This is a genomic window from Actinomadura miaoliensis (assembly GCF_039536785.1).
Lineage (GTDB): Bacteria > Actinomycetota > Actinomycetes > Streptosporangiales > Streptosporangiaceae > Spirillospora > Spirillospora miaoliensis.
In genome coordinates, this window is sequence record NZ_BAAAZG010000064.1 from 19,381 (window position 1) to 41,832 (window position 22,452).

A 22,452-nucleotide genomic window follows, 5' to 3' on the forward strand; every position below is an offset into this window, starting at 1 on the left:
GCCTCCGGCTTGCTTCCGGGGGCCTCTTCGCTTGTCCCCCAGGGGGGCGACCCCCTGGAACCCCCGCATGGCGGAGGCCCCTGTCCGCAAGTCTTCGGCTTGCGCTCAGGGGCCTCTTTCGCATGTGCCGCCCGGGGGCGGGGTTACGGGGTGACCGGGGTCTTGGGCGGGGCGGGGGCCGGGTGTTCGGCGTGCCAGTCCATGAAGCGGCCCAGGTCGTCGAAGCGGGCGCGGGCCACGCCGCCGCCGGGGAGGCGGGCCTCGGTCGTGCCGGCCGTCTCGCGGAAGGGGACGCGGTGGTGGCTGAGCAGCCGCGCGAGGGTGAGCTGCGGGTGGTGCGGGAACAGGCTGACGGCGTTCATCAGCAGCCGCGGCACCGGCACCGGGTCCCACGTGGCGGGGGGCGCCTGCGGGTCGTCGACGTGCAGGTAGGCCGAACCGCCGTCGTAGCCCGCGCCGATGTAGCCGCCTCCGCCGAGGACGCCCCCGGCGGCCATGGCGATCAGCTCGCCGCCGTGCCCGGCCGGGCCGGTGTACCAGGACAGGTCGATCTCGGGCGTGGTGAACTCGGGGATGCCGAGCCGCTCGCCGAGACCGCGGATGACCAGGGTCGGCTCGACGGACGGGTGGTCGTCGCCGAACTGGGGGTTGGCCCAGCCCCACAGCCAGGTGCGCTCGCGGGCGGCGTAGCTGCCGAGCAGCGAGACCCGGACCGTGACGCCGCCGCTGGTGTAGGTGCGGGCGGTCAGGTCGGCGCTCCAGTCCTCACGGGGGAGGAACTCGGCGAGGGTCTCCTGCTGCTGGAGGACGACCGCGGCAAGGGCGGCGCCGAGGCGCTGGAACGCGGGGCTGAATCCGGACATGTCGGGCACATTATCCCAAGGAAACGGCCGCTCTGGGGCGGGAATCGGACACCACACGGCAGTCGATCGGCTGACCTGGGCAGGCTAGGCTTTCGCTGTCAGGAGACATCACGTCTCGCAAGGGGACGCACGGCCATACCAGGGAGCGTACGAGGTGCGGCGACCGACGGGGAGTGCCTTGCGGACCTGTGCGGTCATCACCCTCCTCATGGCGGTCCTCGGAGTGCCCGCCGGGCTGCTGTGGGCCTGGCTCGCCCCCGACGTGAGCTTCGTCGTCATCCGCGGCCAGGCGCTGCCGCTCGACCCCGAGGGGCAGGGCCCCATCGCCGTTGACGGGACGTTCGCGCTCGTCGCGGTCGTGGCCGGGCTGGTCTGCGGCTTGCTGGCCTACCTGGCCGGGGGACGCGGCAACGACGTCCCGCTGCTGCTCGGCCTGACCGCGGGCGGGCTGGCCGCCTCGCTGCTGGCCTGGCGGGTCGGCCACCAGGTGGGCCTGGCCGAGTACGAGCGCGCGGTGCGCGCCGCCCAGGACGGGCGCACCGTCACCGGCGTGGCCGACCTGCGCGCCACCGGCGTGCTGGTGTTCTGGCCACTGCTGGCCGTGGCCGCCTACGGCGTGGCCGAGCTGGTCGTCCGCCGGCTACCCGGCGCGCGCGACCGGGGCGACCTCGGCGCCGGTGAGCCGGAGCAGATCGTCCGGGGACAGCTCGATCTGCAGGCCGCGCCGGCCGGCCGAGACGTAGACGGTCGCGAACCCTGACGCCGAGTCGTCCACCACGGTCGGCAGCCGGCGCCGCTGGCCCAGCGGGCTGATGCCGCCCACGACGTACCCGGTGGCGCGTTCGGCGTCGGCGGGGTCGGCCATGCGGGCCTTCTTGCCGCCGGCCGCGGCGGCGAGCGCCTTGAGGTCGAGCGTGGCCGACACCGGCACCACGGCCACGGTCAGCCTCCCGTCCACCTCGGCCACCAGGGTCTTGAACAGCCGTTCGTGCGGCACGCCCAGGGCGTCGGCCGCGGCCTGCCCGTAGTTGTCGGCCTCGGGGTCGACCTCGTAGGCGTGCAGGGTGAAGTCGATCTCGGCCTGTGCGGCCGCCACGGTCGCGGGCGTGCCGCCGGCCTTGGCCTTCTTCCTGGACGGGGACTTGGCTGAGCTCATGCGGCCAGTGTGCCGACCGCGCCGCACGAGCGCACGCCGGTTTCGGCTCGCGGGCCCGGCCCGGGGCTCAGTTCGGGTTGAACGCGCCGTCCAGGAACTGCCCGGCGGGCACGGTCGGCAGCATGTCCAGCAGCCGCGTCTCGCGGACCAGCAGTTCGCGTTCGGCGCGCAGCCGCCGCGCCGCGTCCTCGGCCTCCAGCAGCCGCTGCTTGTCGGGGCCGTCCAGCACGACGGCGGCGGCGATCAGGTACGACAGCCGCACCGGGTCCTCGGGCAGGTCCACCGGCTCGGAGATCTCGGCGCCCGCGGCGGCCAGCCGGTGCCGGTACAGCTGGTACAGCAGCCGCACCCGGTGCGCCAGCGGTTCGGCGTCCGCGCCCGCCTCCTCGGGCAGGAACTCCACGTCGCCGCGCAGGTAGGGCAGCGACCGGTCGACCCGCTTGAGCCGGAAGCGGCGGCCGCCCACGGTGACGATGTCGTAGCGCCCGTCGGGGTGCGGGGTCACGCTGTGCACCTCGGCGACGCAGCCGACGCCCGCCAGGCGGCGCGCCGACTCGGCGCCCACCTCGTGGCCGAGCTCGATGCCGACCACGCCGAACCGCCGCGGCTCGGGGCGCTCCAGCAGGTCGCGGACGAGCAGGCGGTAGCGCTCCTCGAACAGGTGCAGCGGCAGCACCAGGCCGGGGAACAGCACCGTGCCCAGCGGGAACAGTGGAAGCCGTTCGGTCACCGCTCCTCCCGGTCGCCTGCGGCCCCCTCGGGGCTGTCGTGGTTCGCGCCCCCGACGCCGTGCGGCGCCCACGGCGTCAGGGTACGTCCGGCGCCGATGATCAAGAAGGCCGGGATTGTCACAGTCTGAAGCCCGGCGCCGCGACGCCCGGCACCGGGCCCGGCCGCCGGTTCCGCGGCCGGCCGGATCGCCGCCCCACCGCCTGCCGCCCCGCCGCGCGGCGACCGGGCGGGCCACTGGTCGCGATTGGCTCTGCCGCCGTCCCGCACGCGGTGGTTAGCGTCGGCGGTATGAGGATGCTGGTTGTCGACGCGTTCACCGATCGCCCGTTCGCCGGGAACCCCGCCGGGGTCTGCCTGCTGGACGAGGCGGCCGACCCCGCCTGGATGCAGCGGGTGGCGGCGGAGATGAGGCACTCGGAGACGGCGTTCGTCCGCCCCGTCGGCGAGGAGTTCGAGCTGCGGTGGTTCACGCCGCAGGTGGAGGTGGCGCTGTGCGGCCACGCCACCCTGGCGAGCGGGCACGCCCTGTACGAGACGGGCACGGTCCCCGGCGACCGGCCCATCCGGTTCCGCACCCTGCACAGCGGTGTGCTCACCGTCACGCGCGCCGACGACGGCGCGCTCGGCATGGACTTCCCCGCCGCGCCGCCGGAACCGGTGGACGCGCCCGAAGGGCTCGCCGAGGCGCTCGGCACGCCGTTCTCCTGGGTGGGCCGCAACGACCAGCCCGACCTGCTGGTGCGGGTGGCGGACGAGGCCACCGTCCGCAAGCTCGCCCCCGACATCGCCGCGCTCGCCCGCCTCGACGCGCGGGCCGTCATCGTCACGGCCCCCGCCGACCCGGACGCCCCGCACGACTTCGTGTCCCGCGTGTTCGGCCCGGCGGTCGGCGTCGACGAGGACCCGGTGACCGGCTCGGCCCACTGCGCGCTCGCCCCGTACTGGAGCGCCGAGCTCGGCCGCGACGCCCTGCTCGGCCACCAGGCGTCCGAGCGCGGCGGCGACGTCCGGACCGTCGTCCGCGGCGACCGGGTGATGTTGGGCGGGCGCGCCGTCACCGTCCTCGACGGCACGCTCCGGGCGTGATGTCGGCCACCCGTCCGGCCCCTCGGCAAGCCGCTGACCTGGACGTCTCGTTGCGTGAGACGTTGCGCGAGGGGCCTGCGGCACTCCGTAGACTGGACGGGTGATTTCCCGTATCGACCTGCGCGGCTCGCTACCCGGCGACCTGCGCGACGTGCTGCCCCGCGCCGATCTCGACGTCGAGGCCGCCCTGGAGAAGGTGCGGCCGATCTGCGAGGACGTGCGGCATAGGGGCTCGGCGGCGGTACGGGAGTACACCAAGGCCTTCGACGGGGTCGACCTGGAGTCCGCCCGCGTCCCGGTCGAGGCGATCGGCGAGGCGCTGGAGGCGCTCGACCCGGCCGTGCGGGACGCGCTGGAGGAGTCGATCCGCCGTGCCCGCCTGGTGCACCGCGACCAGCGCCGCACCGACGTCACCACGCAGGTCGTGCCCGGCGGCACCGTCACCGAGCGGTGGGTGCCGGTGGGGCGCGTCGGGCTGTACGTGCCGGGCGGGCGGGCCGTCTACCCGTCCAGCGTGGTCATGAACGTGGTCCCCGCCCAGGAGGCCGGGGTCGAGTCGCTGGCGGTGACCTCGCCCGCGCAGCGCGAGTTCGGCGGTCGCCCGCACCCGGCGATCCTGGCGGCGTGCGCGCTGCTGGGCGTGGACGAGGTCTACGCGGTCGGCGGCGCCCAGGCGATCGCGATGTTCGCCTACGGCACCGCCGAGTGCCCCCGCGCCGACCTGGTCACCGGGCCCGGAAACGTGTACGTCGCGGCGGCCAAGCGGCTGCTCAAGGGCGTGATCGGCATCGACTCCGAGGCGGGCCCGACCGAGATCGCGATCCTCGCCGACGGCACCGCCGACCCGATGCACGTGGCCGCCGACCTGATCAGCCAGGCCGAGCACGACACGCTCGCCGCCGCCGTGCTGGTCACCACCGCGCCCGAGCTGGCCGACGCGGTGGAGCGGGAGCTCAAGGCGCAGGTCGCTCGCACCCGCCACGTAGAGCGGATCACCGAGGCGCTGGCCGGGCGGCAGTCCGGCATCGTCCTGGTCGACGACGTCGACGCCGGTCTGCGGGTGGTCGACGCCTACGCCGCCGAGCACCTGGAGATCCACACCGCGGACGCCCGGCAGGTCGCCGCGCGCGTCCGCAACGCCGGCGCGATCTTCATCGGGACGCACGCGCCGGTGTCGCTGGGCGACTACCTGGCCGGGTCCAACCACGTGCTGCCCACCGGCGGTTGCGCCTGCCACTCCTCGGGGCTGTCGGTGCAGTCGTTCCTGCGCGGCGTCCACGTCGTCGAGTACGACCGCGACGCCCTGGCCGAGGCCACCGCCCGCGTCGTCGCGCTGGCCGAGGCCGAGGACCTGCCCGCGCACGGCGCCGCGCTCAAGGCCCGCTTCGGCTGGCAGATCCCGGGGGAGGGCCGGTGACGTCGCTGTCCGACCTGCCGATCCGCGACGACCTGCGCGGCCAGGAGCCCTACGGCGCGCCGCAGCTGGACGTGCCCGTCGCGCTCAACACCAACGAGAACCCCTATCCGCCGTCCGAGCGGCTGGTGAAGGCGATCGGCGAGGCCGCCGCCGGGGTCGCCGCGGGCCTGAACCGCTACCCCGACCGCGACGCGACGGCGCTGCGCGAGGACCTGGCGGCGTTCCTCAACGCCGACACCCCCGGCGCCGGGCTGACCGTGCGGCACGTGTGGGCCGCCAACGGCTCCAACGAGATCATCCAGCAGATCCTGCAGGCGTTCGGCGGGCCGGGCCGCACCGCGCTGGGCTTCGAGCCGTCGTACTCGATGCACCCGATCATCACCCGCGTCACCGCCACCACCTGGGTGAACGCGCACCGCGACGCCGACTTCGGCATCGATCCGGACGGCGCCGTCGCGGCGATCGAGGAGCACCGGCCGGACGTGGTGTTCCTGACCTCGCCCAACAACCCGACCGGCACCGCCCTGCCGCCCCAGGTGATCGAGGCGGTGCTGGCGGCCGCGCCGGGCATGGTGGTGGTGGACGAGGCGTACGCCGAGTTCCGCCGCGAGGGCACCCCCTCGGCGCTGACGCTGCTGCCCGGCAACCCGCGGCTGATCGTCACCCGGACCATGTCCAAGGCGTTCGCGATGGCCGGCACCCGCCTGGGCTACCTGGCCGCCGATCCCGCCGTGATCGACGCCCTGCTGCTGGTGCGGCTGCCGTACCACCTGTCGGCGGTGACGCAGGCGGTGGCGCGCGCCGCCGTCGCGCACGGCGACGAGCTGCTGGCCACCGTGGAGCTGCTGCGCCGCGAGCGCGACGACCTGGTGGCCTGGCTGCGCCGCGAGGGCCTCACGGTGGCCGACTCCGACGCCAACTTCGTGCTGTTCGGCACCTTCCCCGACCGGCGGCGGGTCTGGCAGGGCCTGCTCGACCGGGGCGTGCTGATCCGCGAGGTGGGCCCGCCCGAATGGCTGCGGGTCAGCGTGGGCACCCCCGAGGAGATGGCCGCCTTCCGCACCGCACTCAAGGAGATTCTGTGACTGCCCGTACTGGACGTGTCGAACGCGGGACCAAGGAGACCGAGGTCCTGGTCGAGATCGACCTGGACGGCACGGGCCGCGTCGACGTGGCCACCGGCGTCGGGTTCTTCGACCACATGCTGGCCCAGCTCGGCAAGCACGGGTCGTTCGACCTGACCGTCAAGACCAGCGGCGACCTGCACATCGACAGCCACCACACGATCGAGGACACCGCGATCGCGCTCGGCCAGGCGTTCCGGCAGGCGCTCGGCGACAAGGCGGGCATCCGCCGTTTCGCCAACGCCTCCGTTCCGCTGGACGAGGCGCTCGCCCAGGTCACCGTGGACATCGCGGGCCGCCCGTACCTGGTGCACTCCGAACCGGACGGCATGGCGCCGATGATCGGGCCGGAGTACGACACCACGATGACCCGGCACGTCCTGGAGTCGTTCGTCGCCAACGCCCAGATCTGCCTGCACGTGCACGTGCCGTACGGCCGCAACGCGCACCACATCGTCGAGGCCCAGTTCAAGGCCCTGGCGCGGGCGCTGCGCGACGCGGTCGCGTTCGACCCGAAGGTGCACGGCATCCCGTCCACCAAGGGGGCTCTGTAGCCGTGGAGGTCGGCGGCCTGCACTTCACCTACGGCAACGTCGCGCTCTTCGGGCTGGCCGTCTTCCTGCTCATGGGCGTCATCAGCTTCCTCCGGCAGGGGCTCAAGGTCGCCGCCGGGGTGGTGTTCGTGCTGATGGCGCTCGCCGCCACCGCGGGGGTGCTGTACCTGTGACCCACAAGATCGTCATTCTGGACTACGGCTCGGGCAACCTGCGTTCGGCCGAGCGCGCGGTCGCCCGGCACGGCGTGGACGTCGAGGTCACCGCCGACTGGGACGCCGCCCTCGCCGCCGACGGGCTGGTCGTGCCGGGCGTCGGCGCGTTCGCCGCCTGCATGGCCGGGCTGCGGTCGGTGCGCGGCGAGCAGATCATCGGGCGGCGGCTGGCGGGCGGCCGTCCCGTGCTGGGCATCTGCGTCGGCATGCAGATCCTGTTCGCCAAGGGCATCGAGCACGGCGTAACCACCGAGGGCTGCGGGGAGTGGCCCGGCACCGTCGACCGGCTGGACGCCCCCGTCGTGCCGCACATGGGCTGGAACACCGTCGAGGCGCCCGCCGGCACCGCGCTGTTCCGCGGCATGGACCCCGGCACCCGGTTCTACTTCGTGCACTCCTATGCGGTGCGCCGCTGGGAGCTGGCGCCCGACCCGACGGGACGGCTCGCGCCGCCGCTGGTGACCTGGTCCGAGCACGGCGACCGGTTCGTGGCCGCCGTGGAGAACGGGCCGCTGTGCGCCACGCAGTTCCACCCGGAGAAGTCCGGTGACGCGGGCGCCGAGCTGCTGCGCAACTGGCTGTCCACGCTGGGCTGACCGCCCGGCCCGCCGCGATCCCCCGAACGTCGCGTTTCACCTGCACCGATAGGGTTTCGTTCATGACTCTCACGCTCCTTCCCGCAGTCGACGTCGCCGACGGCCAGGCCGTCCGCCTGGTCCAGGGCGAGGCGGGCACCGAGACCTCCTACGGCGCCCCGCTGGAGGCCGCCCTGGCCTGGCAGAAGGCGGGAGCGGAGTGGATCCATCTGGTCGACCTGGACGCGGCGTTCGGCCGCGGCTCCAACCGCGAGCTGCTGGCCGAGGTGGTCGGGCGGCTGGACGTGCGGGTGGAGCTGTCGGGCGGCATCCGCGACGACGCGTCCCTGGAGGCGGCCCTGGCGACCGGCTGCGCCCGCGTCAACATCGGCACGGCCGCGCTGGAGAACCCCGAGTGGTGCCGCAAGATCATCGCCTCGCACGGCGAGAAGATCGCGGTGGGGCTGGACGTGCGCGGCGACGTGCTGGCCGCGCGCGGCTGGACCCGCGAGGGCGGCGACCTGTGGGAGGTGCTCGACCGGCTGGAGGACGACGGCTGCCCGCGTTACGTCGTCACCGACGTCACCAAGGACGGCACCCTGCGCGGTCCGAACGTCGACTTGCTGCGCCGCGTGTGCGCCCGCACCGACAAGCCCGTCATCGCCTCCGGCGGCGTCTCGTCCCTGGACGACCTGCGCGACATCGCCGCCCTCGTCCCCGAGGGCGTAGAGGGCGCGATCGTGGGCAAGGCGCTGTACGCGGGGGCGTTCACGCTGGAGGAGGCCCTGGAGGCGGTCAGATGAGCCCGCAGGCGAGCAAGGTCGCGGTGCGCGTCATCCCGTGCCTGGACGTGGACGCCGGGCGCGTGGTGAAGGGCGTCAACTTCCAGAACCTGCGCGACGCGGGCGACCCGGTCGAGCTGGCCCGCCGCTACGACGCCGAGGGCGCCGACGAGCTGACCTTCCTGGACATCACCGCGTCCAGCGCCGACCGGTCCACCACCTACGACGTGGTGCGGCGCACCGCCGAGCAGGTGTTCATCCCGCTGACCGTCGGCGGCGGCGTGCGCACCGTCGACGACGTGGACCGGCTGCTGCGCGCGGGCGCCGACAAGGTGTCGGTGAACACCGCCGCGATCGCCCGTCCGGAGTTCCTGCGCGAGGCCGCGCACCGCTTCGGGTCGCAGTGCGTGGTGCTGTCGGTGGACGCCCGCCGCGCCGAGGGCACCCCGTCGGGGTTCGAGGTGACCACGCACGGCGGCCGCCGCGGCACCGGCATCGACGCGCTGGAGTGGGCGCGGCGCGGCGAGGAGCTGGGCGTGGGGGAGATCCTGCTCAACTCCATGGACGCCGACGGCACCAAGGCCGGGTTCGACCTGGACATGCTGCGCCGGGTCCGCGAGGCGGTCTCCGTGCCGGTGATCGCCAGCGGCGGCGCGGGGGCGCTGGAGCATTTCGCGCCCGCCGTCGACGCGGGCGCCGACGCCGTGCTGGCCGCCAGCGTCTTCCACTTCGGCGACCTGAAGATCTCCGCCGTCAAGGACGCCCTGCGCGCCGCCGGCCACCCCGTCCGCTGAGCCCGCGCGTCCGCCGAGCCTGCGGGGCGTCCCGCCGGGCCGGCGGACGTTCCGCCGGCCCGGCGCGGCGGCGTCAGCAGACGCTGTCGCGGGGCGCGGGGTTGGGCAGGGAAAACAGGGTGCGGGCGCGCAGGCCGACCCACGTGCCGCCGAGGGCGACCACGCCCCACAGCCAGCCGTGCAGGCTGCCGGAGGCGATGCCCGCCAGGTAGGCGCCGATGTTGCAGCCGCCCGCCAGCCGGGCGCCGACGCCCATCAGCACGCCGCCCAGGACCGACGCGACGGCGGTGCGCCACGGCAGGCCGCGGTGCAGCGTCCAGGCGCCCGCGGCGGCGGAGGCCACGGCCGCGCCGAGGATGATCCCGATGTCGGTGAGGCTGTTCTTGTCGGCCAGGACCGGCCCCGCGAGCATCTTGGCGTTCCTGGCCTCCTGCCAGTACGTCCAGTGCTCGGGGTGCAGGCCGACCGCCTGCAGGATCCTGGCGCCCCACAGCGCGAACGCGCTGGTGATCCCCCAGGCGCCGCCGGAGACCAGCAGCACGCCCGCGCCGAGCACGGCCAGCGCGACCGCTCCGGCGGCCAGCGGCCAGGATCCGCGGACGATCCGCAGTGCCCCGCGCGCGGTGGGCGGCGCGCCGACCGGCGGCGGGTTGCGGCGGGCCTGTACCACCCGGGTCAGCGCGACGATGCCCGCCAGCGCCGCGATCGTGACCGCCCAGGACCCGAACCAGCCGATGTGGTCGGCCAGCACCACGCCCGGCACGGCGGGCAGGTCGTCGACCAGGTCGTACTGCCAGGTGTAGAGCACCGACCCGGCGACGAACCCGCCGAGGGTGAGCAGGACCGCCGACTGCCCGGAGCCGACGGCGAACAGCGTGCCGGACGCGCAGGCGCCGCCGAGCTGCATGCCGACGCCGAACAGGAACGCCCCGGCGACCACGCCGACGCCCAGGTCGCCCGACGACGGGGCCGGGACCGTCCCGAACAGCCCGGTGCCCGTGCCGATGATCAGGGCGAACAGGGTGGCGGTGGTGCCGAGCAGCAGGGCGTGGGCGCGCAGGCCGGTGCCGTTGCCCACGGCCACCAGCTGCCGCCAGGCCGAGGTGAATCCGAAACGGGAGTGGAACAGGGCCAGCCCGAGGCCCAGGCCCAGCAGCAGCAGGACGCCGGGCTTGGCCCCGTGCCGCGCCCACACGTACGCGGTGAGCGCCACCGAGATGAGGGACGCGACCAGGAGCGGTACGCGGCGTACGGGCGGGGCGGGCTCGGCGTCCGGGGGCGGGGAGGCGGTGACGGCGGGGGACAGCAGGCGGGACGGAGCGAGGGTCGTCACAGTGCGGACTCCAGGGGTTTCCCAAGCGCGCGCGGACGTAGGGGAGCACACGCGGCCGGGGGGATGGGGAAGAAGATCGGGTTTCGGCTCAGCGGACGGGGACGGCGGGGATCGCGGTCAGGCGCGACACAGGCCGTCGTCGACGCAGGCCAGCGTCATGGTGAACAGCACCATGCGCAGCGACGTCGTCGAACCGATCACAACACGCAAGAATATCAACACGCCCCAAAATCGGACGAATCCTCGGCTCCGGGGTCGGAGACGGCGGCCTCGGGGGAGCGTTCCACGACGGGCAGCAGGATCGCCGACGGGTGGTCGGGGTCGTGGAAGACCTCCTGGTCGGCGGGGACGCCGGGGGCCGCCGCGGTGGCCAGCGGCTCGCCCGTGCCGGGATTGACGGCCACCTTCGGGTAGGCGCCGCTGGTGACGTGCACCCGGACGCGGTGGCCGCGGCAGAAGCGGTGTCCGATCGGCCACAGGTCGATCGCCACCCGCCGCACGCCCTCCGTCCCCACCGGCTTGTCGGCGACCGGATGGTCCGGATCGAGGCGCAGCCCGCCCTCGCAGACGTTGCGCGACGTGCCGTCGGGCGCCACGTCGCACAGCCGGACCAGGAAGTCGGTGTGCTCGCGGCTGGACCGCACGAACAGGTCCGCGACGACGGGCCCGATGAGATCCAGGTCCTTCCTCAGCACGGCCGAGGTGAACACCAGCACGTCCCGCCGCTTCTCCAGGGGCCGGTTGTCGACCGGCTTGGACGAACCCAGCAGCGAGGGGCCGCCCAGGGCGGGCGTGGGGTCGGACGGGTCGAAGCGGTAGGCGCTGGGCCGGATGTCCTGGGGGCCGTCCTCGCCGAGCCCCCCGCCCCCGTGCAGGTGCCAGCGTTCCTGCCGCATCCCGGGGGGCGGCCAGTCGCGGTAGTCGCGCCACTCGCGCGACCCCGTCACGTAAAGGCGGACGGGGTTGGCGCGCACGGCGGAGAAGTCGCCGCGCAGGTGCGCCTTGAACCAGGCCAGCGCCTCGCGGAACGACACCAGGTTGTGCCGGGCGTCGGCGTGCCACCACGGCCCGATGGTCAGGTACGGGCGGTGCCCCGCGGCCCGCAGCGCCAGGTAGTCCTTGATCTCCCAGGGCAGGAACACGTCGTACCAGCCGCCCAGCAGCGTGACCGGCGCCCCGACCTGCCCGACCGTGCCGCTGAAGTCGCGGCGCCGCCAGTAGTCGGCACCGGACTCGTGGTTGGCCAGCAGGTCGCGGTAGAAGCGCATCGGCTCGCCGCCCGCCAGCACGTCCAGCTCCGACAGCGGGCGCAGCGAGCGGGCCGCGCGCAGGGCGCGGCGCCGCGACAGCAGCGGCGCGGTGAGCAGGCCGAGCGTCGAGGTCTGGCGGCGGGTCAGCTCCGTCCAGCCCAGCGTGGACTCCAGGGCGAAGGAGCCGCCCACGTACGCGGCCTCCCGGAACGACGACGCGGTGATCTGCAGGGCCATCGCCTTCAGCTCGGGCCCGGCCTCGGCCGCCAGCGCCCACGCCGAGTAGCCCAGGTAGCTGGCCCCGTAGGTGGCGAACGACCCGTCGAACCACGGCTGCTCGCGCAGCCAGGCGACCGTGGCCAGCCCGTCCTCCCGCTCGTTGCCGAGCGGGTCGAACTCGCCCCCCGACCCGAACGTGCCGCGCACGCTCTGCACCAGCAGCTGGAACCCGAACGGCACGAACGGCAGGCCGTTCAGCACGGCGGCGGGGCCGCGCCGCCCGTACGGCGTCCGCACCAGGATGGTTGGCGCGGACCGCACGCCGCGCGGGACGTACCGGTCGGCCAGCAGCGTCACCCCGTCCGGCATGGCGACCGGGATGTCGCGCTCGACGGTGTAGCGGGGGAGGGAGCGGGTCAGGCGGATCGGCGGCGGCGGCAGTCGATCCAGGCGGTCCCTGAGGGCCATGGGAACTCCGCATCTCGTGGCTACTACCTGGTAATAACGGTAGCCGCTCGCGCGGCGTCTGGCCATGGCCGCCCTTCTCCTGGCCAGGACCCCCGCCGGGGCCCGCGCGGCGACGCTTCGCCATCATTTCCTTACGTGACGTGACCGTGAATTCGGGCAGGTCAACACGGAGGCAGGGGTCCCGACGGCTGGCATCGGGCGATCACGGGTACGGGGAGGGCCGACAATGTGGGCCGGGCACTACTCGCCGACAGGGCCGCGTGCGCGCGGGGCGCTGCGGAGCGCGGGCCCGCCGCCGGTCCGCCCGGCCGTCGGCTGGTACGCCCTGCCCGTCGTGCTGCTGCTGGCCGCGGTCATCGGGATGACGGCCGTGATCGCCGCCACCTGGGACGCCTCCGAGGCCGCCCAGGCCGACCCGGTCGTCGTCGACGGGCGCGGCACGATGCGGCCCGACCTGGCCGCCGGACGCCGCTACCTGCTGTACGTCCCGAGCGGGACGCCGGCGCCCGCCTCGTGCGCGGCCACCGTCGGCGCGTGGTCGGTGCCGCTCGCGCTGACCAGGACGGACCCGTGGAGCGCCACCCGCCGGCACGGCTACCGCTTCGTCGCCTCGTTCCGGGCTCCGGCGTCCGGGCCGACCCGGCTCACCTGCGCGGGCGCCGTCTCCCGCCTCATGATCGCGCCGGACGACGCCGTGCACGGCCTGCTGGGACTGGCCGCCCTGGCGGCCATGGCCCTGGCCGTCACCGGCGCGGTGAGCCTCGTGGTGATCTTCGTGCGGCGCCGTCTCACCCGGCGCCGCCTGTTCTACGGCATGCCCTGAGCCCCGCCCCGGCGGGCCGCCGCCGGTGCCGTCGCCGGTGCCGGCGCCGTCACGTCGCGTCGTGCAGCGCCGCCGTGCGAGCCAGGTGACGGCCGATCACCATGCGCTGGATCTGGTTGGTGCCCTCGAAGATCTGCATGACCTTGGCCTCGCGCATGTACCGCTCGACCGGGAAGTCGCGGGTGTAGCCGTACCCGCCGAGAACCTGCACCGCGTCGGTGGTGACGCGCATCGCCGCGTCCGTCGCCACCAGCTTGGCCACCGACGCCTGGCGGGAGAACGGCAGGCCCCGGTCGCGGCGGCGGGCCGCCTCCAGGTACGTGGCCCGCGCCGACTCCACCGCGGCCGCCATGTCGGCCAGCATGAACGCCAGCCCCTGGTTGGCGATGACGGGACGGCCGAACTGCTCGCGCCGCGCCGCGTACCCGACCGCGTGGTCCAGGGCGCCCTGCGCCAGGCCGACCGCGCAGGCGGCGATGCCCAGGCGGCCCGAGTCCAGCGCCGACAGCGCGATCGGGAACCCCTGGCCCTCGTCGCCGACCCGCCGCTCCGCCGGCACCCGCACGTCGTCGAAGTGCAGCTGCGCGGTGGTGGAGCCGGTCAGCCCCATCTTGCGCTCGGGCGGCCCGAACGTCAGGCCCGGCATCCGCCCCTCGACCAGGAAGCAGCTGATGCCGCGCGAGCCCGTGTCGGAGGTGCGGGCGAACAGCGTGTAGAAGTCGGCCTCGCCGCCGTGGGTGATCCAGGTCTTGGTGCCGGTGACGCGGTAGGCCGCGCCGTCCTCGTCCGGCACGGCCCGGGTGCTCAGCGCGCCCGCGTCCGAGCCGGCGTGCGCCTCCGACAGCGCGTACCCGCCCAGCAGCTCGCCGCCGAGCAGCTCGGGCAGCCGCTTGCGCTGCTCGTCGGTGCCGAACACCGCCAGCGGGTAGCACGACAGCGTGTGCACGCTGACGCCCACCGCCACCGACGCCCACACCGCCGCGATCTCCTCCAGCACCTGCAGGTAGACCTCGTACGGCTGGCCTCCGCCGCCGACCTCCTCCGGGTAGGGCAGGCCCAGCAGCCCGGACCTGCCGAGCAGCCGGAAGATCTCGCGCGGGAAGTCCTCGGCCTCCTCGGCGGGCGCGGCGCGCGGCGCCAGCTCCTTGCGGACGATCTCGCGGGTCAGCGCGAGGAGGTCCTCGGCCTCGGGAGTGGGAAGCATGCGTTCGGCGGGCATGCCCCCATCTTGACGGATCATCCGCGCGTTCGGTGAGGGGGGCGGCCCCCTGCGGCCCCCGTCAGGACGAGAGTTCACGCTCCAGCGGCGTGCGGAAACGCGGAGTGACCCGCACGTCGCCGAGGAAGGCGGCGATGCGGGCGGCCTCGGCGTCGATCGCGGCGCGGGCGTCGGCGCCCACGTCCTCCAGCAGGCGCGTGACGACCTCCCCGTCCGGCCGCTGCGCCCAGCCGCCGACGACGCGGCCGTCCCACCAGACCGTGGGGCCGATGTTGCCGCTGCGGTCGAACAGCATCGGCGCGTGCCCGCCGAGGAACCAGCCGCGCTCCTGCCAGCCCATGGGGGTGGGGTCCAGGGCGGGCAGCAGCGCCGCCCACGGGTCGGCGTCCCGGCCCCCGGCGGGCGCGTCGGCGTCGGCGTCGGCGGCCAGCATGACGCCGGTGCCGCCGCCGTCCAGGCCGACCTCGACGACGTCCAGGCTGGCCAGGGTCTTCTTCACCTCGCCCGCGGTCCAGCCCGTCCACCACTTCAGGTCGGAGACGGGGGCGGGGCCGAACGACCGCAGCCAGCGGGTGACCAGCTCGGCGCGCGCGTCGTCCGCGGGCATCTCGGGGATGCCGCCGGGCAGCCACGTCTCGACGGGCGACCACACGTACTGGCTGCTGATCCACGAACCGTTGGGGCGGCCCCGCACGACCCGTCCCTCGCAGCCCAGCGTGACCAGCACCCACGTGGTGATGCTGGTGGGACGCGAGTACGACTTGCCCGGCGCCGGGTCGACCTGCGTGCGCAGGCGCGGCTCGTCGGCGCTGAGCTGCGCCCCGGTCGCCTCACCGCGCGCCAGCAGCGCGCGGTGCGCCGCCTCCAGCACCTCGCCGAACCAGGCGTCCACGTCGTCGACGACCCCGGCCCGCTCGATGATGCGGCTGTAGGTGCGGCGCTGCTTGGCGGCCAGGGGCGTGGCGCAGGACGCCTGCAGCGCCGGGACCAGGTCGACGGGGACGACGAACATGGTGCGGCGCATCGCCAGCATCCGCAGCAGCGTCCGGTCGTCGTAGAGGGCCTTCTCCACCGCCTCGTGCGTCGCGGTGCGGCTGCGCGCGGCCACCGACAGGAACACCGTGGCCGGGTCGGTGGCGTGCAGCGCCACGAGGGAGCGGGCGATCTCGGCGACGTCGTCGGTGCGCGCCGCCGGGGCCAGCCGGTGCCGCGCCGCCGCCCGCGCGCGGCGCGCGGCATCCCCCATCGAACGGGTCATCGAACGCATGAGCGGATCCTACGGGGCGGGACCGACATCCGCCGGAGGCCGGCCCGCCCCGCCGTCGCGTCAGCCGTTGTTGGAGATCTTGACGACGACCTTGTCCTGGGTGACCGACTGGACGGAGACGTCGAAGCCTTCGGCCTGCTCGGCCTCGCCCCGGGGCACGGTGATCTGCTGGCCGGCCACCTTGAGCGTGACGGTGTCGCCCTGCACGCTCACCAGCTCCGCCTTGACGCCCAGGATGGACGCGCTGGCCTCGACACCGCGGTCGAAGGTGATGGTGCAGGAGTTCACGTTGCAGTCGGTCGTGGCGCCCTCGCTGCTGCACGCCGCCACGGCGGTCAGGGGCAGCAGCGCGAACGGCAGTACGGTCAGTGCTCGCCGAACAGAGGGGAACATGCCCGTGAGTCTAGGCGCCGGGCCCCCGCCCGCCGCCCCTCCTGGAGAGTGAACTCCCCGAGGCCGAAAGTAGTACCCGGCGGCGATGCCCGCGCCTTCCCGCGAGCCCCTGCGCGCCTGCCCTGGCGTGTCAGCCGCCCTGGTGGCCCGCCCCGCCGCCCTGGTGGCCTCCGCCGCTGTGGTCGGCGCCGTGCTGGATCTGCCCGCCCAGGTCCTCCTGCAGCGACTTCAGCGTCTGCTCGGTGCTGACGACGACCCACCGCGGCCCCACCAGGTACGACCCGCCCCAGGGCTTGGCCTCCTCCAGCCAGGCCTGCTGCCCCTGGTCGGTGGTGAAGCTGACCACCGTGAAGCGTCCCTTGCCCGTCTGGCAGGCGCCCTGGGACAGGTCCGCCACCTTGCGGACGCCGCTCAGCGTGCACCCTGTCTGCTGGGCGAGCTGCTCGGCGGTGGCGGGCTGGGCCTGCTTCACCTGGCCCTGCCCGCCCGCCTCGCTGCCGTCCGCCTGCCCCGTGCAGCCGGCCGCCAGCGGCAGCAGGACCGCGGCGGCACCGCACAGCAGGGCGGCCCTCAAGGGCGATCGGTGATTGTCGGAGACCATGGCCCGTCCTCCCCGGGAAGAGTTGAGCGATTCGCCCACAGGTACGGGCGGACGCTTCCACGGGGTTCAGCCGTGGCCGGGGGAGGGGGCGCGGTGGTTCAGGTCATGAGACGCCCGGCGGCGGAGGCGCGCACGGAGGGTTCCTCGGCGGCGTCGTGATGGAGGCGCTGCAGGCGGATGCGGGTCTCACGGGTGAGGGGGACGGTTTCGGCGGCGACCTGGCGCACGCCCTCCTCGCAGTCCCACAGCCCCTCGACGGTGTAGGACTCGGCGGTGTGCGGCGCGGTACGGGTCAAGGCGGTCAGCACGCGCGGACGCAGGAACGCGTAGGTCGACTCGGTCCAAGCGGTCTTCAGCAACGGCACGGCCTCACCGGCGCGCAACCTGCCCAGGCCCTCGATCGGCCCGGCCGCGTCGCCCCAGTCGCGCCGGTCCAGGGCGTCGCGCAGCTCGCTCATCAACAACGGGATGTCCTGGCGGGTGCCGTAGCGGGCCAGGATGTCCAGCGCCATGTCCTGGCACCCGCCGCGGGCCGTCGCCCACGCCCGCGCCCGTGGCACCGCCTCGGGGCCGTACTCGCGCAACGCCCGGCACACCGCCCCGCCCCATCGGCTCGGCCGCTGCGGCAGCAGCTCCTCGGCCAGGTCCAGCAGGGCCGGGGCGCGTCTGCGGCCGAGCTCGAATATGGCCGCCACGGCCCCGTCGTCGCGCCGCCGGGCGGCCTCCAGAAGCTCGGCCTCGGTCCGCTGGGCCCGGTCGCCGCCGACCCCGGGGCGGCGGGCACGACCGGTCTCGCGGCGCCGGGCCAGGGCGTCGGCGATCCGCGGCTGCCGCGCCGCCCAGCTCTCGATCACCGGATTGTGCGGGCCCGCCACCAGGGCGTCCAGCGCGGACTCGTTGCACCGTGCCGTCACCAGCTCGTCCAGGCCGTGCGTCAACGCCGGATCGCCCAGGTCGACCAGCGTGTCGATGGCGTCGAACCAGTGGGTGCCCTCCTCGGCGTACCGGTACAGCGCCGACGCCGCCTCCCGGCGGCTGAGCCGCACCAGGTCCGCCAGCACGTCCAGCGCCAGCTGCACCCGCCGGCCGTCGCCGTCGGTATGGTCGGACGGGTCGAACAGGTGCTCGGCCACCGGGCCGACGGGCAGTTCCAGGTCCACCATCAAACGCGCGTAATAGAGGCCGCGTGCTTCACAGAGCGGGTCCCAGCGTGGGTCCCGGCGTATGCAGTCGTAGACGAACTCGCCCGCACCCGGCTTGTCGGCCGCGCGACGCGCGGCCCGTCCCAGGCCCCGCTGCAGTTGTCCGTGCAGCGTGCCAGCTGATTCCAACACGACCTCGTTGCTCACCCAAGCAGAATGCGCACCCGACCACAAAACCGGCAAGTGCTTTACCTCGGCGAATCGCCGGCCGCCGCGGGAGCGGACCGCGGCGGCCCTCCGGCTCGGTACGGCTAGATGCGGCGCTGGGCGATCCACGACGCGTGCAGGTCGGCGTAGACGCCGGGGACGGCGACCAGCTCGGCGTGGGGGCCGCGCTGGACGATCCGTCCCGCGTCGAACACCAGCACCTCGTCGGCGGCCTCGGCCGTGGACAGCCGGTGGGCGATGGAGATGGCCGTGCGGCCCCGCGTCACCCCGTCCAGCGCGCGCTGGATGCGCACCTCGGTGGCCGGGTCGACGGCGGACGTGGCCTCGTCCAGCACCAGCAGGTCCGGGTCGGCGATGTAGGCGCGCGCCAGCGCCACCAGCTGCCGCTCGCCCGCCGACAGGGACTCGCCGCGCTGCCCCACGGGCGTGTCCAGGCCGCGGGGCAGGCCCTCCAGCCAGTCGCCCAGGCCCAGCTCCGTCAGCGCCCGCAGCACCTCCTCGTCGGTGGCGTCCGGCCGCCCGTAGCGGATGTTGTCGCCGAGGGTGGCGTCGAACAGGAAGCCGTCCTGCGGCACCATGACGATGCGCTCGCGCAGGGAGGAGAACCGCACCCGGTCCAGGGGCACGCCGTCCACCAGCACGCGCCCGGACGTCGGGTCCATGAGCCGGGTCAGCAGCTTGGCGAACGTCGTCTTGCCCGAGCCCGTCTCGCCCACGACCGCGACGCGGCTGCGGGGGGCGATGTCCACGTTCACGTCGTGCAGCACGGGCGGCCCGCCGGGATAGGCGAACTCGACGTCCTCGAACCGCACCTCGATGGGCCCGCGCGGCAGCACCTCGCCCTCGCCGCCCGGGTCGGCCACGTCCGGCACGGTGTCCAGCACGCCCAGCACCCGCCGCCACCCGGCGATCGCGTTCTGCGCCTCGTTGAGCACCTCCGTGGCGGTCTGCATCGGGCTGACGAACAGGGTGACCAGGAACAGGAACGCCACCAGCTCCCCGGCCGTCAGGTCGCCGCCCACGCCCAGCAGCGTCCCCGCCACGACGACGGCGGCGGTCGCCACGGCCGCCACCAGCTCGCTGGACGGGAACGTCAGCGCCACCAGGCCCTGCGCCCGGGTCTGCGCCCGCCGGTGCTCCTCGACGGTCTCGTCGACGCGGCGGGCGGTGCGGTCCTCGGCCGCGTAGGCGCGGATCACCGAGGCGCCCACCACCGCCTCGCTCACCACGGCCAGCAGGTCGCCCATCCGCTCCCGGACCCGGGTGTAGGCGCCCGAGATCAGCCGCTGGAAGCGGCGCAGCGCGAACGCCAGCGGCACGAACGCCGCCCACACCAGCAGCGCCAGCGGCCAGGAGTACACCGCCATGAGCACGCTGGCCACCACCAGCTGCCCCGTCGACACGATGATCAGCAGCCCGCCCCACTGCATGAACTGGCTGATCTGGTCCACGTCGCCGGTCACCCGCGACACCAGCGCCCCGCGCCGCTCGGAGCTCTGGGTGAGCATGGACAGGTCGTGCACGTGCCGGAACGCCTTGATCCGCAGCGTGGCCAGCCCGGACTCGGTGGTCCGGTAGAGCCGCACGTTCATCGCGTAGGCGCTCAGCGCCGTCACGGCCACCGCCAGCGCGCACGCCAGCACGGCGGTGCGGACGAACCCGATGTCGGGGCCGTCGGGCCCGCCCAGCCCCTTGTCGATCGTCTGCTGCACCGCGATCGGCACCACCACCCGGCCCGCCGTCGCCAGCAGCGCCAGCAGCAGCGTCCCGGCCAGGCCCGCGCGGAACTCGGGGCTGAGCCGCAGTCCGCGGCGCAGCGTGGTCAGGGCGCCCTCGCCGACGGCCGCCTCGTTGAGCGTGGTCACGCCACAGCCTCCTCGCTGTCGGCCTCCCCGGGGCCGGCCTGCTCGCCCATGAGCTGGTGCTCGACCTCGGCGCGCTCGTAGGCGTTGACGAGCGCGCGGTAGCCCTCGGAGCGTTCCAGCAGCTCGGCGTGGGTGCCCCGGGCGGCGACGCGGCCGTGCTCGACGTAGACGACCTCGTCGGCGAGCGCGATCGTGGCCTTGCGGTAGGCGACCACCACCACGGTCGCGCCGCCCCCGCCGGCCGACTGCGCGTCCCGCAGCGCCCCCAGGATCCGCGCCTCCACCTGGGGGTCGACGCTGGACGTCGCGTCGTCCAGCACCAGAAGCCGGGGGCGCCGCACCACGGCACGTGCCAGCGCCAGACGTTGCCGTTGCCCGCCCGACAGGGTCGCTCCGCGTTCCCCCACGCGGGTGTCGAGACCGTCGGGAAGGGCCGCGACGAAGCCGTCGGCCTGCGCCAGACGCAGCGCCTCCCACACGCGCTCGTCCGGGACGTCCAGACCCAGGGTGACGTTGCCGCGCACGGTGTCGTCGAACAGGAACGTCTGCTGCGGCACCAGGGCCGCCGTCTCGGCCACGCCGCCGCGTCGCAGGTCGCGGGCGTCCACGCCGTCCAGCAGCACCGACCCGTCGGCCGGGTCGACCAGCCGTACCAGCAGGGACGTCAGGGTCGACTTGCCCGAACCCGTGGGGCCGACCACGGCGATCGTCCGGCCGGGTGTGGCGGAGAACGACACGTCGTGCAGCACGTTGACGGAGGCGTCCCCGTCCTCGTCCGCGGACTCATAGGCGAAGCGGACGTCGCGCACCTCCAGCGCCGCCGCGTTGCCCTGGCCCAGGGAACGGTCGCCGTACGGCAGGGAACCGGTGGCGTCCAGCACCCCCCGGACACGCTTCCAGCCGACGACGCTGCGCGGCACCTCGGCCAGTACCCAGCCCAGCGCGCGGATCGGCCAGGCCAGCAACGTGAACAGATACGCCACGTGAACCAGGTCGCCCTCCGTCATGGCCCCGGCCTCCAGACGGATCGACCCCACCAGCAGCACCGCCAGCACCCCCAGGTTGGGCAGCGCCTCCAGCACCGGATCGAACAGCCCCCGGATGCGGCCGACCGCCACGTTGGCGTCGCGCAGCGCCCGCGCGCGCTCGGCGAACCGCTCCGTCTCGTCGTGCTCGCGCCCCAGCGTCTTGACCACCAGGCCGCCCTCGAAGCTCTCGTGCGCGACCTCGCTGACCTCGGCGCGCAGCTGCTGGGCGCGGGTGGCGACGGGCGACAGACGCCGCTGGTACAGGACGTTCAGCAGCGCCACCGCCGGAAAGACCAGGAAGCCGACGACGGCCACCATCACGTCCGTGAGCAGGATCGACACGGCCGCGATCAGCAGCATGAACACCACGCCGACCGCCATCGGCAGCGGCGCGATCGGCGCCCACACCGCCTCCACGTCCGCGTTGGCGTTCGACAGCAGCTGCCCGGTGGGATGGCGGTGGTGCCAGGCCAGGGGGAGCCGCAGGTACTGGCGGGTGACCGCCCGCCGGTAGCGGGCCTGCATGCGGTACTGCATGAGCCCGGCGTAGAACCGGCGGCCCGCCACGCCGAGCGCCTTGAACAGCGCGACCGCGAGGATCGCCGTCGCGGCCCCGGCCAGCGCGCCCGCCGTGGTGTCGCCGGAGCGGAACGCCGGGAGCACCACCTCCTCGGTGACCCAGCCCAGCACCTGCGCGGTGCCCACGGTCATCGCCGCGTACAGCCCGCTGGCCAGCACCGACAGGGTGAACACCCGCGGCTCGGCCTTGACCGCGACCCACAGCACCCGCATCCCCTCGCGCAGGACGCCGGGGCTGACGCGGGGTCTCGGAGGATGCTCTCCATCAGGACGGCGGCTGGCCCGGGGGCGGGCCCCATGACGGCGGCTGGCGCGTGTCGACCCTGATGGCACGGCATCTCCTTGTAGACGGCGGCGCCCGCACACCCCGACGGGAGGAACCACCGGGGCCGGCGGGCTCGCCCAATGCCTACCATCCGTACTGATCGCTTATTCCCGGGCATACTCGGACGAGCTGCCGAAGTCAGGTGATTCCCCCCTCGGCGGGACATGCGCGCCGTGCGGCCCGCGGCCGGGCCGCCCGCGCCCGCCAGAGCGCACGGCGGGCGCAGCGGCCGCCCCGCCGCCGGACCGTGGAGGGTGATCGGAGCGGATTCGTTCCAGCTCGCCCCGGTTTTCCGTGTAGGCACCGTCCGGCGGCGAGGAAATCGTCAACACGGCGGCGTTCTTTGTTCAAAATCACCTGATTCGCACGCCCGAAAATCATCGGCCGACATCCCGCCCGGCGGGCCGGACGGCG

Annotated in this window: 22 protein-coding genes; 10 read left to right on the plus strand and 12 right to left on the minus strand. The window is 74.4% G+C overall.

Annotated features, from left to right (window positions below):
• Positions 1-143 precede the first annotated feature (143 nt).
• Complete coding sequence (locus tag ABD811_RS39255) at positions 144-863, minus strand: DUF6882 domain-containing protein (RefSeq protein WP_344957992.1); 720 nt, start codon at positions 861-863, stop codon at positions 144-146.
• Positions 864-1,071: 208 nt separating this feature from the next.
• On the opposite strand from ABD811_RS39255, the gene ABD811_RS39260 reads away from it, so the two are divergent.
• Positions 1,072-1,623 carry a hypothetical protein gene (locus tag ABD811_RS39260; protein ID WP_344957994.1) on the plus strand — a complete coding sequence of 184 codons (552 nt, stop codon included), beginning with the start codon at positions 1,072-1,074 and terminating at the stop codon, positions 1,621-1,623.
• Here the strand turns inward: ABD811_RS39260 and ybaK are convergent.
• Together ybaK and ABD811_RS39270 are read right to left on the minus strand one after the other, a co-directional pair.
• Positions 1,504-2,019: a Cys-tRNA(Pro) deacylase gene (gene ybaK / locus ABD811_RS39265; protein ID WP_344957996.1), complete on the minus strand. Its 516-nt coding sequence runs from the start codon at positions 2,017-2,019 to the stop codon at positions 1,504-1,506. The genes ABD811_RS39260 and ybaK overlap by 120 nt on opposite strands.
• A 67-nt stretch (positions 2,020-2,086) precedes the next feature.
• Positions 2,087-2,749, minus strand: coding sequence for an LON peptidase substrate-binding domain-containing protein (locus ABD811_RS39270; protein WP_344957998.1), 663 nt, complete (start codon positions 2,747-2,749; stop codon positions 2,087-2,089).
• Positions 2,750-3,039: 290 nt separating this feature from the next.
• On the opposite strand from ABD811_RS39270, the gene ABD811_RS39275 reads away from it, so the two are divergent.
• From ABD811_RS39275 to hisF, 8 genes are all read left to right on the plus strand, one after another.
• Positions 3,040-3,837, plus strand: a complete 798-nt coding sequence (locus ABD811_RS39275) for a PhzF family phenazine biosynthesis protein (RefSeq protein WP_344958000.1) — start codon at positions 3,040-3,042, stop codon at positions 3,835-3,837.
• Positions 3,838-3,937: 100 nt separating this feature from the next.
• Entirely contained in the window at positions 3,938-5,254 is a 1,317-nt protein-coding gene (gene hisD, locus ABD811_RS39280) for a histidinol dehydrogenase (RefSeq protein WP_344958002.1), read from the plus strand.
• On the plus strand, positions 5,251-6,339 hold the full coding sequence (locus ABD811_RS39285; RefSeq protein WP_344958004.1) for a histidinol-phosphate transaminase: 1,089 nt from the start codon (positions 5,251-5,253) through the stop codon (positions 6,337-6,339). The genes hisD and ABD811_RS39285 overlap by 4 nt, the downstream gene beginning before the upstream one ends.
• Positions 6,267-6,932, plus strand: coding sequence for an imidazoleglycerol-phosphate dehydratase HisB (hisB, locus tag ABD811_RS39290; protein ID WP_344958006.1), 666 nt, complete (start codon positions 6,267-6,269; stop codon positions 6,930-6,932). The genes ABD811_RS39285 and hisB overlap by 73 nt, the downstream gene beginning before the upstream one ends.
• A 2-nt stretch (positions 6,933-6,934) precedes the next feature.
• The gene (locus tag ABD811_RS39295; RefSeq protein WP_344958008.1) at positions 6,935-7,105 is read left to right on the plus strand and encodes a hypothetical protein; all 171 of its coding nucleotides are present in this window, start codon (positions 6,935-6,937) and stop codon (positions 7,103-7,105) included.
• The gene (gene hisH, locus ABD811_RS39300; protein WP_344958010.1) at positions 7,102-7,743 is read left to right on the plus strand and encodes an imidazole glycerol phosphate synthase subunit HisH; all 642 of its coding nucleotides are present in this window, start codon (positions 7,102-7,104) and stop codon (positions 7,741-7,743) included. The genes ABD811_RS39295 and hisH overlap by 4 nt, the downstream gene beginning before the upstream one ends.
• A gap of 62 nt (positions 7,744-7,805) precedes the next feature.
• A complete protein-coding gene (gene priA, locus ABD811_RS39305) occupies positions 7,806-8,525 on the plus strand; it encodes a bifunctional 1-(5-phosphoribosyl)-5-((5-phosphoribosylamino)methylideneamino)imidazole-4-carboxamide isomerase/phosphoribosylanthranilate isomerase PriA (RefSeq protein WP_344958012.1) in 720 nt (239 codons plus the stop codon).
• Positions 8,522-9,298 carry an imidazole glycerol phosphate synthase subunit HisF gene (gene hisF, locus ABD811_RS39310; protein ID WP_344958014.1) on the plus strand — a complete coding sequence of 259 codons (777 nt, stop codon included), beginning with the start codon at positions 8,522-8,524 and terminating at the stop codon, positions 9,296-9,298. Before priA ends, hisF begins: the two co-directional genes overlap by 4 nt.
• 73 nt (positions 9,299-9,371) lie before the next feature.
• Here the strand turns inward: hisF and ABD811_RS39315 are convergent, their stop codons facing one another.
• Together ABD811_RS39315 and ABD811_RS39320 are read right to left on the minus strand one after the other, a co-directional pair.
• Positions 9,372-10,631, minus strand: coding sequence for a YeeE/YedE family protein (locus ABD811_RS39315; protein WP_344958016.1), 1,260 nt, complete (start codon positions 10,629-10,631; stop codon positions 9,372-9,374).
• A 215-nt stretch (positions 10,632-10,846) separates the two neighbouring features.
• A complete protein-coding gene (locus tag ABD811_RS39320; protein WP_344958018.1) occupies positions 10,847-12,568 on the minus strand; it encodes a CocE/NonD family hydrolase in 1,722 nt (573 codons plus the stop codon).
• 226 nt (positions 12,569-12,794) lie between these two features.
• On the opposite strand from ABD811_RS39320, the gene ABD811_RS39325 reads away from it, so the two are divergent.
• A complete protein-coding gene (locus ABD811_RS39325; RefSeq protein WP_344958020.1) occupies positions 12,795-13,391 on the plus strand; it encodes a hypothetical protein in 597 nt (198 codons plus the stop codon).
• A 49-nt stretch (positions 13,392-13,440) separates the two neighbouring features.
• On the opposite strand, the gene ABD811_RS39330 is transcribed toward ABD811_RS39325, so the two are convergent.
• From ABD811_RS39330 to ABD811_RS39360, 7 genes are all read right to left on the minus strand, one after another.
• A complete protein-coding gene (locus tag ABD811_RS39330; RefSeq protein WP_344958022.1) occupies positions 13,441-14,610 on the minus strand; it encodes an acyl-CoA dehydrogenase family protein in 1,170 nt (389 codons plus the stop codon).
• A gap of 61 nt (positions 14,611-14,671) precedes the next feature.
• Positions 14,672-15,877 carry a winged helix DNA-binding domain-containing protein gene (locus ABD811_RS39335; protein ID WP_344958024.1) on the minus strand — a complete coding sequence of 402 codons (1,206 nt, stop codon included), beginning with the start codon at positions 15,875-15,877 and terminating at the stop codon, positions 14,672-14,674.
• A gap of 60 nt (positions 15,878-15,937) precedes the next feature.
• Positions 15,938-16,270 (minus strand): hypothetical protein, encoded by a 333-nt coding sequence (locus ABD811_RS39340; protein WP_344958026.1) that lies wholly within the window; start codon positions 16,268-16,270, stop codon positions 15,938-15,940.
• Between the two features lie 130 nt (positions 16,271-16,400).
• Complete coding sequence (locus ABD811_RS39345; protein WP_344958028.1) at positions 16,401-16,871, minus strand: hypothetical protein; 471 nt, start codon at positions 16,869-16,871, stop codon at positions 16,401-16,403.
• Between the two features lie 98 nt (positions 16,872-16,969).
• Positions 16,970-18,220 (minus strand): hypothetical protein, encoded by a 1,251-nt coding sequence (locus tag ABD811_RS39350; protein WP_344958030.1) that lies wholly within the window; start codon positions 18,218-18,220, stop codon positions 16,970-16,972.
• A gap of 104 nt (positions 18,221-18,324) precedes the next feature.
• Positions 18,325-20,106 carry an ABC transporter ATP-binding protein gene (locus ABD811_RS39355; RefSeq protein WP_344958032.1) on the minus strand — a complete coding sequence of 594 codons (1,782 nt, stop codon included), beginning with the start codon at positions 20,104-20,106 and terminating at the stop codon, positions 18,325-18,327.
• Positions 20,103-21,926 carry an ABC transporter ATP-binding protein gene (locus tag ABD811_RS39360; RefSeq protein WP_344958034.1) on the minus strand — a complete coding sequence of 608 codons (1,824 nt, stop codon included), beginning with the start codon at positions 21,924-21,926 and terminating at the stop codon, positions 20,103-20,105. Before ABD811_RS39360 ends, ABD811_RS39355 begins: the two co-directional genes overlap by 4 nt.
• Between the last annotated feature and the right edge of the window lie 526 nt (positions 21,927-22,452).

Bases quoted from the DNA above. Each gene is read 5' to 3' on its own strand.
- ABD811_RS39340 (WP_344958026.1), bottom strand. From the start codon at position 16,270: ATGTTCCCCTCTGTTCGGCGAGCACTGACCGTACTGCCGTTCGCGCTG.
- ABD811_RS39325 (WP_344958020.1), top strand. From the start codon at position 12,795: ATGTGGGCCGGGCACTACTCGCCGACAGGGCCGCGTGCGCGCGGGGCG.
- ABD811_RS39345 (WP_344958028.1), bottom strand. From the start codon at position 16,871: ATGGTCTCCGACAATCACCGATCGCCCTTGAGGGCCGCCCTGCTGTGC.
- hisB (WP_344958006.1), top strand. From the start codon at position 6,267: ATGGCTGCGGGTCAGCGTGGGCACCCCCGAGGAGATGGCCGCCTTCCG.
- priA (WP_344958012.1), top strand. From the start codon at position 7,806: ATGACTCTCACGCTCCTTCCCGCAGTCGACGTCGCCGACGGCCAGGCC.
- ABD811_RS39255 (WP_344957992.1), bottom strand. From the start codon at position 863: ATGTCCGGATTCAGCCCCGCGTTCCAGCGCCTCGGCGCCGCCCTTGCC.
- hisF (WP_344958014.1), top strand. From the start codon at position 8,522: ATGAGCCCGCAGGCGAGCAAGGTCGCGGTGCGCGTCATCCCGTGCCTG.
- ABD811_RS39260 (WP_344957994.1), top strand. From the start codon at position 1,072: ATGGCGGTCCTCGGAGTGCCCGCCGGGCTGCTGTGGGCCTGGCTCGCC.
- ybaK (WP_344957996.1), bottom strand. From the start codon at position 2,019: ATGAGCTCAGCCAAGTCCCCGTCCAGGAAGAAGGCCAAGGCCGGCGGC.
- ABD811_RS39320 (WP_344958018.1), bottom strand. From the start codon at position 12,568: ATGGCCCTCAGGGACCGCCTGGATCGACTGCCGCCGCCGCCGATCCGC.
- ABD811_RS39330 (WP_344958022.1), bottom strand. From the start codon at position 14,610: ATGCCCGCCGAACGCATGCTTCCCACTCCCGAGGCCGAGGACCTCCTC.
- ABD811_RS39275 (WP_344958000.1), top strand. From the start codon at position 3,040: ATGAGGATGCTGGTTGTCGACGCGTTCACCGATCGCCCGTTCGCCGGG.
- ABD811_RS39335 (WP_344958024.1), bottom strand. From the start codon at position 15,877: ATGCGTTCGATGACCCGTTCGATGGGGGATGCCGCGCGCCGCGCGCGG.
- ABD811_RS39360 (WP_344958034.1), bottom strand. From the start codon at position 21,926: ATGCGGGTGCTGTGGGTCGCGGTCAAGGCCGAGCCGCGGGTGTTCACC.